At 69.9% G+C, this 14,967-nt stretch carries 13 protein-coding genes; 2 read left to right on the top strand and 11 right to left on the bottom strand.

Annotated features, from left to right (window positions below; genetic code table 11):
* Positions 1 to 169: 169 nt before the first annotated feature.
* Complete coding sequence (locus NYZ98_RS32950) at positions 170 to 1,024, bottom strand: lysophospholipid acyltransferase family protein (protein WP_262847526.1); 855 nt, start codon at positions 1,022 to 1,024, stop codon at positions 170 to 172.
* A complete protein-coding gene (locus tag NYZ98_RS32945; protein ID WP_262847524.1) occupies positions 1,021 to 1,902 on the bottom strand; it encodes a GNAT family N-acetyltransferase in 882 nt (293 codons plus the stop codon). The genes NYZ98_RS32950 and NYZ98_RS32945 overlap by 4 nt, the downstream gene beginning before the upstream one ends.
* 112 nt (positions 1,903 to 2,014) lie before the next feature.
* Here NYZ98_RS32945 and serB point away from each other — a divergent pair, with 112 nt between their 5' ends.
* Positions 2,015 to 3,253 carry a phosphoserine phosphatase SerB gene (serB, locus tag NYZ98_RS32940; RefSeq protein WP_262847522.1) on the top strand — a complete coding sequence of 413 codons (1,239 nt, stop codon included), beginning with the start codon at positions 2,015 to 2,017 and terminating at the stop codon, positions 3,251 to 3,253.
* A 51-nt stretch (positions 3,254 to 3,304) separates the two neighbouring features.
* On the opposite strand, the gene NYZ98_RS32935 is transcribed toward serB, so the two are convergent.
* From NYZ98_RS32935 to NYZ98_RS32920, 4 genes are all read right to left on the bottom strand, one after another.
* Entirely contained in the window at positions 3,305 to 3,787 is a 483-nt protein-coding gene (locus tag NYZ98_RS32935; protein WP_262847520.1) for a SixA phosphatase family protein, read from the bottom strand.
* A 283-nt stretch (positions 3,788 to 4,070) separates the two neighbouring features.
* Positions 4,071 to 6,407 (bottom strand): sodium-translocating pyrophosphatase, encoded by a 2,337-nt coding sequence (locus NYZ98_RS32930; RefSeq protein ID WP_262847518.1) that lies wholly within the window; start codon positions 6,405 to 6,407, stop codon positions 4,071 to 4,073.
* A 1,110-nt stretch (positions 6,408 to 7,517) separates the two neighbouring features.
* Complete coding sequence (locus tag NYZ98_RS32925) at positions 7,518 to 7,988, bottom strand: ATP-binding protein (RefSeq protein WP_262847516.1); 471 nt, start codon at positions 7,986 to 7,988, stop codon at positions 7,518 to 7,520.
* Between the two features lie 2 nt (positions 7,989 to 7,990).
* On the bottom strand, positions 7,991 to 8,341 hold the full coding sequence (locus tag NYZ98_RS32920; RefSeq protein WP_114029683.1) for an STAS domain-containing protein: 351 nt from the start codon (positions 8,339 to 8,341) through the stop codon (positions 7,991 to 7,993).
* Positions 8,342 to 8,496: 155 nt separating this feature from the next.
* Between NYZ98_RS32920 and NYZ98_RS32915 the strand changes: the two genes are divergently transcribed.
* Positions 8,497 to 10,827 carry a DEAD/DEAH box helicase gene (locus NYZ98_RS32915; protein WP_380707368.1) on the top strand — a complete coding sequence of 777 codons (2,331 nt, stop codon included), beginning with the start codon at positions 8,497 to 8,499 and terminating at the stop codon, positions 10,825 to 10,827.
* 391 nt (positions 10,828 to 11,218) lie between these two features.
* Here NYZ98_RS32915 and NYZ98_RS32910 read toward each other — a convergent pair whose 3' ends face one another.
* The 5 genes from NYZ98_RS32910 to NYZ98_RS32890 all read right to left on the bottom strand — a co-directional run bounded on the left by NYZ98_RS32910 (position 11,219) and on the right by NYZ98_RS32890 (position 14,658).
* The gene (locus tag NYZ98_RS32910; protein ID WP_262847510.1) at positions 11,219 to 11,581 is read right to left on the bottom strand and encodes an Rv3654c family TadE-like protein; all 363 of its coding nucleotides are present in this window, start codon (positions 11,579 to 11,581) and stop codon (positions 11,219 to 11,221) included.
* 274 nt (positions 11,582 to 11,855) lie between these two features.
* Entirely contained in the window at positions 11,856 to 12,254 is a 399-nt protein-coding gene (locus NYZ98_RS32905; RefSeq protein WP_316249626.1) for a TadE family type IV pilus minor pilin, read from the bottom strand.
* 171 nt (positions 12,255 to 12,425) lie between these two features.
* Complete coding sequence (locus tag NYZ98_RS41425) at positions 12,426 to 12,722, bottom strand: DUF4244 domain-containing protein (protein ID WP_316249625.1); 297 nt, start codon at positions 12,720 to 12,722, stop codon at positions 12,426 to 12,428.
* A 193-nt stretch (positions 12,723 to 12,915) separates the two neighbouring features.
* Positions 12,916 to 13,407 (bottom strand): type II secretion system F family protein, encoded by a 492-nt coding sequence (locus NYZ98_RS32895; RefSeq protein ID WP_262847620.1) that lies wholly within the window; start codon positions 13,405 to 13,407, stop codon positions 12,916 to 12,918.
* A gap of 651 nt (positions 13,408 to 14,058) precedes the next feature.
* Positions 14,059 to 14,658 (bottom strand): type II secretion system F family protein, encoded by a 600-nt coding sequence (locus NYZ98_RS32890; protein ID WP_262847508.1) that lies wholly within the window; start codon positions 14,656 to 14,658, stop codon positions 14,059 to 14,061.
* Positions 14,659 to 14,967 lie beyond the last annotated feature (309 nt).

Here is a 14,967-nt window from a genome sequence, read left to right as displayed (position 1 = left end):
GACACGCGGCCGGCCGGCACTGTACGGGGGTTCACACGCGTGCAGAGGTGCCATGCGTACCACAAATCGCCGGCTCGACGGCTCACGCCGCCGGGTCACGCCTGAGCGTCTCGGGAGCGGCCGTCGCGAAACGCGACGGCCGCTTCGCCTTTCCCCGGGCTGTCGGCCGTCAGGCCGCCGCCGTGAGCTCGTGGCGGTGCGGCACGAGCTCGCCGGTCACGGGGGCGGGCTCGCCGGTCAGCACGGTACGCGCCGCCTCGGCGAGGGCGCGCCGGGTGACATCGTCCCGGCCCTCGTGGGTGATGACAGGGAACATGGTCACCTCGGCGACCAGCCCCCTGGCCGCGACCACCCGCAGCAGGGACGCGAGCAGGGTGTCGTCCCCCACGAAGGCGGGGCCGGTCGCCAGACGGCCCTCGCGATCACAGAACCTCAGCCCGATCGGCCTGACCGGGGCGCCCGAGTCGATCGCCGCCTGGAACATCGCCGGGCGGAACGGTCCCATCCCCCGCCCGCACCAGGTCGTGCCCTCAGGGAAGGCCACGACCGACCGGCCGTCCCTGAGCGCTCCGGCGACCACGCGCACGGTCGCGGGAAGCGTGGACAGGCGGTCCCGGTCGATGAAGATCGTGCCACCGCCCGCCACGAGCGAGCGGATCACCGGCCAGCGCGCGATCTCGGCCTTGGCGACGGCCCGGCACGGCACCGTGGCCGCGACCACCAGCGGGTCCAGCCAGGAGATGTGGTTGGCGACCAGCAGCGCGCCCCCGGCGTGGGGCTCGCCGGGGCGGACCGCGAGGCGCACCCCGAGGACGCGCAGGAAGGCCCGCGCCCACAGCATCGTCGCGACGGCCTGGCGGGTGTCGCCGAACCGCCCCGCCACGAGCGCCCACGGGAGCCCGGCCAGCACGACCAGGAGGGCCCCCAGCAGGCGGGACGCCCGCCGTACGCGCCCGGCCGCGTCCACGGGGGCGGAGACGCAGGAGGCGACGGTACACGGCCCCTCGGGCAGCCAGAGGCTCATCCCGTCACCCCGAGGAAGTGCCGCAGGTAGCGGGCGTCGATGTTGGCCATCGACAGCAGGACGAAGAAGTCCGCCGTGCCGAACGCGGGATCGTGGGCGGGAGGCCCGCAGACCCACGACCCGAGCCGCAGGTAGCCGCGCAGCAGCTTCGGCATCACGAACTTCTCCGGCCGCGGCACGCCGTCAGCGGACCACGCCTCGCGCGGCGTCACGCGGTACCGCTCAGGCCCGAGGGCGACCCGGTCCAGCACGCCGGCGGCCGTCGCCCCGCCGTCGTCCAGCGGGATGGAGCAGCAGCCTCCGAGCCAGGAGTGGCCGCCACTGGTCATGTAGCGCGCGATCCCCGCCCACATCAGCCCGATCACCGCGCCTTCCCTGTGGTCGGGGTGGACGCACGTGCGCCCGACCTCCACCATGCCGGGACGGATGCCGCGCAGGGCGGACAGGTCGAACTCGCCGTCGGAGTACAGCCGGTCGGTCCGCCCGGGCGCCAGCAACCGGTAGGTGCCGACCACCTTGTCCCCGGAGCGCACCAGCAGGTGATCGCAGTAGGTGTCGAACCGGTCCACGTCGAGCCCGGTGATCGGGGAGTCGAGCCGGACCCCCATCTCCTCGGCGAACACCTCGTGGCGGAGCCGCTGGGCCGCCCGCATGTCGGCGGCGTCCCTGGCGAGGCTCACGGTGTAGCGGCCGCGCGCGTCCGCCGGGAGACGTCCGTCCGCCAGGAGACCTCCGTCGGGGACGGGACGTCCGTCAGGGACGGGACGGACGTCGGCGGCGGGGTTCGTCCGAAGTCCTGCCGCGGGGCCGAAACGGGCGGCGGGCGCGGGATCGGCGCCGGTTTCTCTGGGGAAGGGATGGGCGAATGCCTGGGTCATGGCGTGCCTCCTCATGTGGCACACCCATGAAGACATGGGCAGATGGCCATCGCCCGTCCGTATGGTGAACCCCTTGCGCGCTCGCTCTGAGCGGTCGGTAGCGTTGGTCACGATGAAGCAGCGAACGCTTTTGATCACGCTGACCGGCCCTGACCGACCCGGAGTGACCTCCCGGTTGTTCACCGTGCTGGCCTCCTTCCCCGTCAACGTCTCCGATGTCGAGCAGGTGGTGATCCGCGGCCGGCTGATCCTCGGCGTACTGGTCACCTACGCCGGAGGGCCTCCGACCGGCACCGGCGGCACCCTCGGCGCCATGTGGGCCGCCGTCGAACGCGCGGCGGACGACCTCGGCATGGAGGTCGAGCTCACCACCGGCAGCGACCTCAAGGAGAAGCGCCGCAGGGGGCGCCTCCACGTGACCGTGCTCGGCAACCCGCTGGAACCCGCGGCCATGGCCGGCATCGCGGGGCGCATCGCCGCGGCCGGCGCCAACATCGACCGCATCGAACGGCTGTCCCGCCTGCCGGTCACCTGCATCGAGCTGGCGATCTCCGGTGCCGACCCCGCCGCTCTGCGCACCGCACTGACCGCCGAGGCCGTGCTCCAGCAGGTCGACGTCGCGGTTCAGCGTTCCGGCCTGCACCGGAGGGCCAAACGGCTGGTCGTCATGGACGTGGACTCCACGCTGATCCAGGGCGAGGTGATCGAGCTCCTGGCCGCCCACGCCGGCTGCGTCGACGAGGTCGAGAAGATCACCACGGCCGCGATGCGCGGCGAGCTGGACTTCGCGGCCTCCCTGCACGAGCGGGTCGCGCTGCTCGAAGGCCTCGACGAGAGCGTCTTCGAGCGGGTCAGGCAGGAGGTCGTCCTGACGCCCGGCGCGCGCACTCTGGTCCGCACGCTGAAGCGGCTCGACTACCGCTTCGCCATCGTCAGCGGTGGTTTCACCCAGATCACCGACTCGCTGGTCACCGAGCTCGGCATCGACTACTCCGCCGCCAACACCCTGGAGGTGGTGGGCGGCAAGCTCACCGGGCGCGTCGTCGGGGACATCGTCGACCGACCCGGCAAGGCGCGCGCGCTGGAGCGCTTCGCCCAGCAGGCGGGCATCCCGATCAGCCAGACGGTGGCCATCGGCGACGGCGCCAACGACCTGGACATGATCGCGGCGGCCGGGCTGGGCATCGCCTTCAACGCCAAGCCCGTCCTGCGGCAGGCCGCCGACGCGGCGGTGAACGTCCCCTACCTGGACGCGATCCTGTACCTGCTCGGCATCTCCCGCGACGAGGTGGAAGCCGCCGACGCCGAAGACGGCCTGACCCACCTGACCCTGGGCACCCCCACCGAATGACCTCCCTGGACGCCCGACCCGGCGTCCAGGGATCGTCGGGCCTTCAGGTGATCAGTGGTCCTTGGGGTTCCAGCGGCTGAGCATGCGCGCGTCGCCCGGACCGAGACCCGCCCAGGGGCCGGTCTCGAGCACGGCGAACGCTCCGGGCGGGAAGCCGTCCTCGTCCCGGGACAGGGTGAGGCTCATGATCAGTTCGTGCACGCCCGGATTGTGGCCGACCAGCAGGACCGTCGCCACCTCGTCGTCGGTCCGGCCGACGAGTTCGAGCAGCTCGTCCGGGTACGCCTCGTAGATCTCGCTTTCGAGCTGGAGGGGGGCGTCCGCGGCCAGCCCGGCCAGCGCCAGCTCGGCGGTCCGCCGGGTCCGCAGGGAGGGCGAGCACAGCACAAGATCGGGACACAGGCCCATCTGTTTCAACGTCTCCCCGGCCCGGCCGGCGTCCCGCTCGCCGCGATCGGTCAGGGGGCGTTCTCTGTCGGCCAGACCAGGCGTGTGAGCGGCCTTGGCGTGTCTCAGGACGATGAGCGTGTTCACTCCCCCAACTATCCCATCAGACGAGCGCGGCGACATGCCGCAGGGACGGTGAGGGGGACGTACCGGGGAGCACGACGACGCGCCGAGCGGGCACACCTGACCCGCCCTGTGACACGCGTACGGCTACCGCCTCACCGAGGCGGTAGCCGCAGGTTTCCGCGAAAACGATCAACCGTCCGGTATGCCGGCCGACGACTCCAAGCCGTCCACCGGCACGCCCGACAGCACACCTCAGTCACCCTCCGCCGACAGCATGCACGCCGTCAGAGGGCGACTGTGACGTTTAGCTCGACACCTTCTCGGTCTCGACCTGCTCGGTCGTGTCGCCGTTCGCCGGGGCGATGCTGTTCGAGCGCCGCTTGGAGATGACGACCGCGGCGACGACGACCCCGACCGCGACCACCGTCACGCCGATGCGCAGCACGCCGTTGTCGGCGTACGTCACCACGGCGGGGGCGATGAGCAGGGCCACGAGGTTCATGACCTTGATCAGCGGGTTGATCGCCGGGCCGGCGGTGTCCTTGAACGGGTCACCGACGGTGTCACCGATGATCGTGGCCTCGTGCGCGGGCGAACCCTTGCCGCCGTGGTGGCCGTCCTCGACCAGCTTCTTCGCGTTGTCCCAGGCGCCACCGGAGTTGGCCAGGAACACCGCCATCAGCGTGCCGCACGCGATCGCGCCCGCGAGGTAAGCGCCGAGCGGCGCGTACCCGAGGGCGAAACCGACCGCGATCGGCGTCAGGACGGCGAGCAGGCCGGGCGTGGCCAGCTCGCGCAGCGAGTCACGGGTGCAGATGTCCACCACGCGGCCGTAGTCGGGCAGCTCCGTACCGGCCATGATGCCCGGCTTGGTGCGGAACTGCTCCCGCACCTCGAAGACGACCCGGCCCGCCGCACGGCCCACCGCGCTGATCGCGAGCCCGGAGAACAGGAACACGACCGCCGCGCCGATGATCAGGCCGACGAGCACGTTCGGCGAGTCGACGCTGAGGCTGAAGGAGCTGAACGAGCCCAGCGCCTCCTTCACCCCGGCGCTCGCGTTGGCCAGCTCGAACTCGACCGCCGTACGGAACGAACCGAACAGCGCGGTCGCCGCGAGCACGGCCGTCGCGATCGCGATGCCCTTGGTGATCGCCTTGGTGGTGTTGCCCACCGCGTCGAGCGAGGTGAGGATGCGGGCACCCTCGCCCTCGACGTCCCCGGACATCTCGGCGATGCCCTGGGCGTTGTCCGAGACCGGCCCGAAGGTGTCCATGGACACGATCACGCCGACGGTGGTGAGCAGGCCGGTGCCGGCCAGGGCGACCGCGAACAGCGCCACGGTCACGTTGCCGAAGCCCAGCAGGAACGCCCCGTACACCGCGCCGCCGATGAGCAGCGCGGAGTAGACCGCCGACTCCAGGCCGACGGCGATGCCGGACAGGATGACGGTGGCCGGGCCGGTCAGCGAGCTCTCGCCGATGTCCCGGACGGGACGGCGGTTCGTCTCGGTGAAGTAGCCGGTGAGCACCTGGATGGCGCTCGCGAGCACCAGTCCGATCAGCACCGCGCCGATCGCGATCAGCCGGGGGTCGGAGTCGATGGCCGCGATGCCGTCGCTCACGTCGGTCAGGCCGGCGAACGAGCTGGGCAGGTAGGCGAATGCCGCAACGGCTACCAGGACGGCCGAGATGGCCGCCGAGATGAAGAAGCCGCGGTTGATGGCCGCCATGCCGTTGCGGTCGCCGGTCCGGGGAGCGGTGGCGAAGATGCCGATGATCGCGGTGAGCACGCCGATCATCGGGACGATCAGCGGGAACACCAGGCCCTCGGTGCCGAACGCCGCCTTGCCCAGGATCAGGCTGGCGACCAGCATGACCGCGTAGGACTCGAACAGGTCGGCCGCCATGCCGGCGCAGTCGCCGACGTTGTCGCCCACGTTGTCGGCGATGGTGGCGGCGTTGCGCGGGTCGTCCTCGGGGATGCCCTGCTCGACCTTACCGACCAGGTCGGCGCCCACGTCGGCGGCCTTGGTGAAGATGCCGCCGCCGACTCGCATGAACATGGCAAGAAGCGCCGCGCCGAAGCCGAAACCTTCCAGGACGCTCGGCGCGTTGCCCTTGTAGATGAACACGACGATCGCCGCGCCCAGCAGGCCGAGGCCGACGGTGAACATGCCCGCCACACCGCCGGTGCGGAACGCGATGCGCATCGCGATCTTCTCGCCCGACTCACGGGCGGCGGCGGCCACGCGGACGTTCCCGCGCACGGCCAGCCACATGCCGATGAACCCGGTCAACGCGGAGAAGACCGCGCCGATCACGAAGAAGACCGAACGGCCGATGGCGACGCTCGTCGACTCGGCCGGCAGAAGGTAGAGCAGGAACGGGATGAGCACCACAAAAACGGCGAGTGTCCGGAACTGCCGCGTCAGATACGCTGCGGCACCTTCCTGGACGGCTCGCGAGATGTCCTGCATGCGCTGCGTGCCCTGGGGGGCAGCGAGCACTTCTCGTACAAGCCCACCTGCTACGGCGAGCGCGAGAAGCGCCACCGCGGCCACCACGATCACGATCGTGAGATGGGAACCACTAAGGGATACCGCTGCGGCGTCGTCAGCGGCGAGATAGAGCCTAGACATCCGTCCTCCTCGGCCAGACGGGTAGGTCCATGCCCAGACCGCGCTGCGAAGTCAGTCGGGGGGCGGCGCGCATCCGAGCTGGATTGGCAGTGCCGCTTCCGGTAACTGTCCGCAGACCTCCCGCAGGGCGACGTCGATCTGCGGGGACAAAACCTTGGCCGGTGCCGGGAGTCTACGCAGGCACGCGCTAGATATGAAGCCTCTTCACCCAGCCAATTGGGGCCGCGTCCAGTAAGACGCGTGGCTTTGCCCTGCAACAACGACGTTTTCCCCACCCGTCCCCCCGCGACGTCCGCATTACGGACAGCCCATTATTACCAAACAATTAGGCCCCCAACCCCTCCCGCCACCCCAACAACCCCCCGCCCCACCCTCGACCCCCGAGCAGGCTCCGCCCCCCATCGCCTCTCCCTCAAGCCCGGCACCACGCTCCTGGCCCCGCCGCCCGCCCTAGCTTGCACGTGACGCATCCACCCCACGCCGACCTCTGGGGACATACCGCAAGGCGGCGGGCCCTCTGAAGGACGCCGGACCCGTGTCGAACGCGAAGTCACGGCCGATGAGTCGCGGTCGCGGCCAGAGTCGCTCAGCCACTGAGGAGAGCGGTCATGGCGCGTCGCTGATCCGACGCGGGGCGCGGGCAGAGTCGCTGCGGGGGCCTGATGCGCTCGGACGCCGAGTCCACGCCGTGGCAAGGCGAGATCTACGAGCAAGTGAGCAGTAGATGATGGACGGCCCGCGTCTAGAAGAGGGCCTCCCGAGAACAGTCGATCATCTGCCTGCTGAACGGCAGGTGAAAGCGTCCTATGCCCACTGGTCAGACCCGCCCAGGTCGGTGGAACTGTCCGAGACCACACCCAAACGGGACGAGCCAGGGAAGGACAGAACCCACGCGGCCGGATCACGACTCGCCGACTACGGCTCGATATCGCACGGCCGACCAGCGGGCCAGGGGAAAGATCGAACCCATACAGCCGGGGTCACATCTCCCCGGTAAAGACTCGTCTTCGCGCGGCCAGCCTGCGGGCCGGAGGGCCGGAGTGAGGGCGGACTGGTCCGGCCTGGCTCGGAAGTCGCCCGAGCCAGGTCGGACGCGTGTCCAGCCGCTGTCTATGCGGTGGCGAGACCGGTGGTGGCCGCGGGCCAGCTCATCCTGATCCGCAGCCCCTTGGCGCTTGGATACACCTCGACGTCATCCGCCAAAGCCGCGATGACGGCGATGCCGAATCCGGACATCAGCGTGTCGGCAGGGAGCAGGCTCGCCAGCGCGGTGCCATTGACGGCGGCCGGCGGCCCATCCTCGTCCTTGTACGCCTGTTCCAGATCGTCGCTCGGTGCCGAGTCGGTGACCGTGACCTCGAAGCGTCCCGACTCGTCGCACAGCTCGATGCGGATCGGCTCCCCGGGGCAGTGGACGCGGTGCGCCTCCACTGCCCTCGAGCAGGCCTCACCCACAGCAAGCCGTACCTCGTCCAGCAACGCCTCCGCGACACCCGTGCGGCGGGCGATGGCCGTTGCGACCAAACGCGCCGTACGCACGTGAGCCGGTAGTGCGCTGAACGTCAGCTCGACGGTGGCCATGACTACTTGTCTCGGCCGTGAGCTTCCTTGGCCTCTTCGACCGAGGCGTAAATCCCGAAGACCTTCGTCAGACCGGTGATCCGGAAGATCTTCAGAATGCGCTCCTGCGTACAGACGAGCTCCAGGGAGCCGTCGTGCGCACGAACGCGCTTGAGCCCGCCGACCAGGACACCAAGTCCAGTGGAGTCCAGGAAGTCCACCTTCTCCATGTTGACGAGCAGGTGGAAGTTACCCTTGTTGACCAGGTCGATCAGCAGCTCACGCAGCCTCGGCGCGGTATAGACATCGATCTCACCCTCGACTTCCACGATGGTGAGTCGGTCTTCAGTGTGGTGGTCCAACTTCAGATCCACAGATCCTCCAGCGCCTTGCCTGCTGAGTCCACGACGAGGGGTCTGACATGCTGGGACCCCAAGTCCCAGCGCGCAATACCCTGACGCGCGGCATTCAACCACGCCCCGCCTTCGTGTCTATACGAAATCACGACTCCGGGCGACTCTCCCCCAAGATGCCAAACTGGAAACCAGTGACTCCGACTACATCACCCTCACGGCGACCGGGCCCGATCCTCTCTCGCCTGCTCGCCGCACCCTCCCGCCGGGAGCGTGTCACGCACGTAGAGCACGTTCCCGCACGTCAGGCGGGTGAAGCGCGTTGGCCCGATTGGGTCGACGACCTTATTATCAGCCATCTGCGAAACCAGGGGATAGAGGGCCTCTGGGAGCACCAGGCTACCGCCGCTGAGCTGGTTCATCGTGGCCAAAACGTGATCATTGCCACAGGGACCGCCTCGGGAAAATCTCTCGCCTACCAGGTGCCGGCCGTGTCGGCGGTACTCTCCGGGGGTACCGTCCTCTACCTCACGCCCACCAAGGCGCTGGCAGCCGACCAGTTGCGGGCGGTGAAGGATCTCAAGCTCGCGCAGACGCGGGCGGCGACCTACGACGGGGACACCCCGCCCGACGAGCGCCAGTGGGTGCGGCGCCACGCCAACTACGTCCTCACCAACCCCGACATGCTCCACCGCTCGATGCTCCCCCACCACTCGGGCTGGTCCTCCTTCTGGCGGCGGCTGCAGGTGATCGTCGTGGACGAGTGCCACGGATACCGAGGGGTCTTCGGATCGCACGTGGCGCAGATCCTCCGCCGCCTGCGCCGGATATGCGGCAAATACGGCTCCAGTCCGACCTTCATCCTCGTCTCGGCTACGGTCAGCGACCCCGCGGCTGCGGCAATGCGTCTGACGGGCCTTGAGATGGCCGAGGTGACCGTGGACGCCTCCCCCCGGGGTTCGACCACGTTCGCGCTGTGGGAGCCGCCCCTGACGGACCTGCGGGGCGAGGGCGGCGCCCCGGTCAGGCGCACGGTCACGGCCGAGACGGCCGACCTGCTCTCCGATCTCGTGATCGACGACGTCCGGACCCTGGCCTTCGTGCGGTCCCGCCGCGCCGCCGAGACCGTGTCGCTGATCGCGCGCGGCAACCTTGAGGAGATCTCGCCCGAGCTCCCGTCCCGGGTCGCCGCCTACCGGGCCGGTTACCTCGCCGAGGACCGGCGCGTGCTGGAGAAGGCCCTGCGGTCGGGCGCGATCATGGGACTCGCGACCACCAATGCCCTGGAACTCGGCATCGACGTGTCCGGGCTGGACGCCGTCCTGATCGCGGGATGGCCCGGCACCCGCGCCTCCCTCTGGCAGCAGGCGGGGCGCGCCGGCCGCGACGGCCAGGACGCCCTCGCCGTGTTGATCGCCCGAGACGACCCCCTGGACACCTATCTCGTCCACCACCCTGAAGCGCTCTTCGGGCAGCCGGTGGAGGCGATCGTGCTCGACCCGGACAACCCGTACGTCCTCGGCCCTCACCTGTGCGCGGCCGCGGCCGAGATCCCCCTGACCGAGGACGACCTGGCCGTCTTCGGGGACGCGGCGGAAGAGGTGCTGGACGATCTCGTACGGCGCGGCATGCTGCGGCGGCGGCCCCAGGGGTGGTTCTGGACGCGCCGCGAGCGCGCCGCGAACCTGGCCGACATCCGGGGTTCGGGCGGAGCGCCGATCCAGGTCGTGGAATCCTCCACGGGACAACTGCTCGGCACCGTCGACGAGCCCTCCTCGCACACCGCCGTCCACACCGGCGCGGTCCACCTCCACCAGGGAGACACCTACCTGGTCGAGTTGCTGGACCTGGACGCCGGCGTCGCGCTGGTCTCGGCCGAGGACCCCGACTACTCCACCTTCGCCAGAGACGTCACCGAGATCTCGGTGCTGGAGTCCCTTCGGCACCATCCCCTCGGGCCGGGCGAACTGCACTTCGGCACCGTCGAGGTGACACGCCAGGTCGTCTCCTTCCTGAAGCGTCGCGTCCAGACCGGCGAGATCCTCGGGGAGGAGCCCCTGGACCTGCCGCCCCGCACCCTGCGAACGCGGGCGGTCTGGTGGACCCTGCCCGACACGGCGGTGGCCCCCCTCGTCTCCGAAGGCCTGGACCTCGGAGGGGCGGCGCACGCCGCCGAGCACGCCGCCATCGGCCTGCTCCCGCTGTTCGCCACCTGCGACCGATGGGACATCGGCGGCGTCTCCACCGAAACGCACCCCGACACCGACCTGCTCACGGTCTTCGTCTACGACGGCCACGAAGGCGGAGCCGGCTTCGCCGAACGCGGCTTCGCCCGAGCCCGCGAATGGCTCACCGCCACCCGCGAGGCCATCGCCTCCTGCGAATGCGAACGCGGCTGCCCCTCCTGCATCCAGTCGCCCAAATGCGGCAACGGCAACGAACCCCTCGACAAACAAGGAGCCCTCCACCTCCTAACCACCCTCCTAACCCCACCCCCCACCCCCTGACCCCCCAACACCCGATCACCCCCGGGACACTGGCCCGCACGCCCCCGAACTCCGGACACCCGGACGCCCCGAACGCCTGACCGCCCGCACCCTCGAACCCCCGACACCCCGGACATCCGACCCCCGCACACCCCCGAAACCCGAACGCCCCGGACGCATGACCTCCCGCGCATGACGGCAAGTTTCAAGTAACCGTCCACGCCGCGCAGGACTGCACGATGCTGACCGCGCGATTCGCAAGGCCACCCACACTTCGCTGTGCGGCTGCAGCCTTTGTTATCGACACGGCTGATCGTTCACGCGTCGCTTACTGCTCACGCGGAAACGGCTCTCGGTTGAGGACGACGGTCATCACCAACTGGGAACGAGACGCGGTCGGGCTGGGGCTCACTCAGCGGGGCCCGGCTCGGGCGTCGGCGGTGGCGGACTGTTCTCCCAGCCAGGGAAGCACTATGCGGACGGCAACCCGCACGTCCACGACGCCTGCCCGAACGGCGCAACGTGTGAGCGAGACGCGGTTGGCCTCGGCCAGAGCGCGTGCTCGCGGGCAAGCCTCCTCCGGAGCCGCAAACGCTCGGACCGCCCCGGCCAGCGCGCTGAGATCGGCCGCCGACTGGGCTCTGTGACGCGCAATCCGAGCCGAACCCACAAAAAGCAGCGCTACCACCAGAAACCAGACCATCGCCATCACCACAAGAACCCAAATCGTCGCCGAACCCCGATCCGAACCCCCATCCTCAGTCCGGCCTTCCACCCAACCGCGATCACTCCGTCGACCCACCGACCCACCGACCTTGAACCCGATCTCGACTTGAACCCGATCCCGAACCGCTCTCGAACCACGATCCGCAGAGCCCGATCCTCGGACCACCGATCCCAGAACTGATCAACGACCAAAAGCGGCAATTCCCAACTTCAAACCGCCAGCCCACCAGCACCGAACCCACGACCCGCCGCACCGCTGGCGACCAGCTCGTATCGCCTCGAGAGCGGCTGATGGTGAGTATCCGTCCGCCTCCGGCAGGGCCTCATTCCTCTGGGGTTCGGAACTGGGGTTCGACGGGCGAGGCGGCTCCCGTGCCGGAGGGGGTGTCCGCTCCCGGCTCGGTGGCCGAGGTCGCCGACGCGGTCACCGGGATGGCGGGTAAGCCGATCACCCAGCCGGGCCGGACCGATGCCGCCACGGTCACCTGGCTCCGCTCAGGGCCCCGTGTCACGGAGACGGTGGCACCGGCAGGTGCGGCGCCTCCGGCCGCCTGCCGCACGGCCTCGAGCGGCTCACCCCTCGCGGCGGCCCTGGCCCCCGCGCGTGCCGCGTCGACGCACTCCAGTTGGGCGGCCACGGCCGTGACCGCCCATAGAGCCGCTCCCAGCACCAGCGCCAGCGAAGGAAGCGCGACCGCCATCTCAGCCGTGGCCGACCCCACCTCCCCGACCGTGACCGAACTCGGATCCTCAACCGTGGCCGAACCCACGCGTTCGCCTGTCGCAGCGGCTTCTGCGGGCATATCGATGTCCTTCGAGTCCTGTCCTGCTGCTTGAGTGAGGTGAAGCTGCGAGCATCCGAGACGGCCCTCTGCAGGGAGTAGGCCAGCCGGTTATCCGGCGAGCTTCAGTGCGCGGGCGATGATGTCCGACAGCATTTTCCGTACCTCCTGGCTGCTTACGATCTTGAACAGCAGGCCAGCGAAAGCGCAGGCGGCGATGGTGCCCACCGCGTATTCGGCGGTGGACATGCCCGCTTCGGCTCGCGTGTGCGCCAGTACGGCGAGCCTGCGTCCCGAGGCGCGGACCCGCTCCAGCCACCTCCGTAGTCCTGGCTTGATCGCGTGGCCCTCTCGGAGCCGCCTCGCTTGCGATGTGCGCCGACCATGTCCACTGATCCACCTGCGCATCGGACCTCCCCCTGAGTCGTCATCGCGGCCGCGTGGCCTGATCCACGCCGGCCCTCAACAGGTGAGATCAGCGTCGCGCAGGCCGGGGGTCCGAGATCGGGCCGAACGACGTTCTGTGGACGGCCAGAGATCTTTTGAGGGTGCCTGTGGACAACCGGCACTCGGCGTCGTCCGGCTCCCTGCGACCGGTCGGTCAGTCACCGAAGACCTGGCCGGCCAGCCCGGCGACCACCGGGATGATGCCCAGGAAGACGAACGCGGGCAGGAAACAGAGCCCGAGGGGCGCGACCGCCTGGACGCCGACTCGCCGCGCCGCCGCGGACGAGGCGGCGCGGGCGTCATGCCGGGCGTCATCGGCAAGCCTGGAGAGCACGTCGGCGACCGGCGCTCCGCTCAGCGCCGCCCGGGTCATTCCACGGGCGAGGGCCGCCAGGGGCCGGTCGGTTTCCAGGGCGGACCAGGCCGCCTCCGGTCGCGCGCCGAGCCGTAACTGCCCGTTCACCCAGGCCAGTCGCTCGCCGAGGGGGCCTCCCAGCGCCGCCGCAACCGCCGACAGGGCGCCGCTGACCGGTTGTCCCGCGCGCAGGCAGGCCACCATGAGGTCAATGGCGAACGGCAGGTCGGCGGTGATGCGTGCTCGCCTCCGGCGTACCTCGCCCGGCTCGCGACGGCGGCCGATCAACATCACCACGACACCGATGGCGGCGCCACAGATCAGTCCGGGTACCCCGCCGACGACGAGACAGCCTCCGAGAACGGCCGCGAGCACCGGAAGGATCTCTCGGATGATGTGCTTGAGTCGCCCGTCCTTGGAAGGCAGCCCAGGATGGGGTGCAGAGCGTGATCGACTGGCGCTGATCAGGGGCGTGCCCCTTCTTCGCGCATGTCCGGAGGTGGAAGGGCTCGGTGCAGAGCGTGATCGGTTGGTGGTGATCAGGGTCGCGCCGGTTCTTCCGAGCGTCCTTCGTGCGCGTCTGGGGGTGGGACCGATGGACGCGCGCGCTCGAAGATGATCTAGGTTCTTGGGCGCTGACATTCGCCCGGAGGGATTCAGCACGTGATCTCCGAACGGCGGGCTTGGCCGTCGGGCGGTCCCAAAGGGTGCGGGAATGATGAACGTAGCTTCGGTGGGCGGGTTAAGGATGTTCGTTTCGGCGAACCTGAGCGGGTCGGCAGGGTGAAACGGATCCGGGGTCGGACAGTCCGCCTGTAGGCGCGCCAGCCTCTCTGTGGGGTCCCATGGCGTGAGCCACAACCACGTCGAGAGTGCCGCCAGTCCTGCGCCGAGCAACCAGGTCATGAGCCATCCAATCGATCGGCATGTGGGGTCGTGCGGTCAGGTGCCGGGGTGTTGGGCGTGGGCTACTAGGCGGTTGGTCCATGAGACGCCGGCCAGGTCCAGCAGGAGACCGGCGCCAAGGCAGGCGAACCCGGCCGGGCTGCCGAACAGGAACGGGAGAGGCCGCAGGCCCAAGCCGGCCGCGAGCAGCAATCCGAGCGCCGGGAGAACCGCGAGGAGGCGAGCCGTGGAGCGCGGTCCGGCCAGTTGGGCCGCTACTTCGGCACGATGGGCCTCCGCTTCCCTGAGGGAGCCGCCTAGCCGCTCCACCAAGGCGGCCAAGCCTCCGCCGACGGTGAGGCTGACCCGCCAGCAGGCGGCGAGCCTGACCAGTCCTTCGCCTCCGTGTTCGGGTGCGGCCCTCTCCAGGGCGGTGGCCACGTCCCCGCCGTCGCGCGCTATGGCCACGACCGGTCCGAGGACGCCGGGGTCGGGAGGCTCGAGGCAGGAGGCCGCGCGCGCCAGGGCCTCCCCTGGCGTACGGCCGGTGGTCAGTTCGGCGACGACGGCCTGACAGAGCTCGATCGACAGCAGACGCCAGGCGGCCGCCTGGCGCGCCCGATCGGGCCGGCGGACGTACCGGGCAAGGCCGGCCACGAGTCGCCGCCGCCCCCCGTCGTGCGGGCGAACCAACGAAAGCAACCTGACCGTCTCCAGATCAGGCCCCATCCACACCAAAGCCGCCGCCCCGGCCAAAACCACAGCCACCACCAGCATGCGAGGACTCCTTTCAAATCATCGACCGCCACGACCAACGACCTCGTCAGGGGGCGGCGTTGGGGGCGTGGTTCAGGAGGGTGAGGAGAGCGAGGACGGTATGCGCCGGGACCATGGGGACCAGTTCGTCAGGGGAGGGTATTGGGGGCGTGGGTTACAAGGGTGGGGAGGGCGGGGCCGGGACGAGGA

It is taken from the genome of Sphaerisporangium corydalis, assembly GCF_025506355.1.
GTDB lineage: Bacteria > Actinomycetota > Actinomycetes > Streptosporangiales > Streptosporangiaceae > Sphaerisporangium > Sphaerisporangium corydalis.
Note: the sequence above shows the minus strand (reverse complement) of the source record. Positions and strands in the feature narration are given on the sequence as shown.

Coding starts and splice junctions, on each gene's coding strand:
- NYZ98_RS32950 (WP_262847526.1), bottom strand. CDS start 1,024: ATGAGCCTCTGGCTGCCCGAGGGGCCGTGTACCGTCGCCTCCTGCGTC.
- NYZ98_RS32945 (WP_262847524.1), bottom strand. CDS start 1,902: ATGACCCAGGCATTCGCCCATCCCTTCCCCAGAGAAACCGGCGCCGAT.
- serB (WP_262847522.1), top strand. CDS start 2,015: ATGAAGCAGCGAACGCTTTTGATCACGCTGACCGGCCCTGACCGACCC.
- NYZ98_RS32930 (WP_262847518.1), bottom strand. CDS start 6,407: ATGTCTAGGCTCTATCTCGCCGCTGACGACGCCGCAGCGGTATCCCTT.
- NYZ98_RS32925 (WP_262847516.1), bottom strand. CDS start 7,988: ATGGCCACCGTCGAGCTGACGTTCAGCGCACTACCGGCTCACGTGCGT.
- NYZ98_RS32915 (WP_380707368.1), top strand. CDS start 8,497: ATGCCAAACTGGAAACCAGTGACTCCGACTACATCACCCTCACGGCGA.
- NYZ98_RS41425 (WP_316249625.1), bottom strand. CDS start 12,722: ATGCGCAGGTGGATCAGTGGACATGGTCGGCGCACATCGCAAGCGAGG.
- NYZ98_RS32895 (WP_262847620.1), bottom strand. CDS start 13,407: ATGTTGATCGGCCGCCGTCGCGAGCCGGGCGAGGTACGCCGGAGGCGA.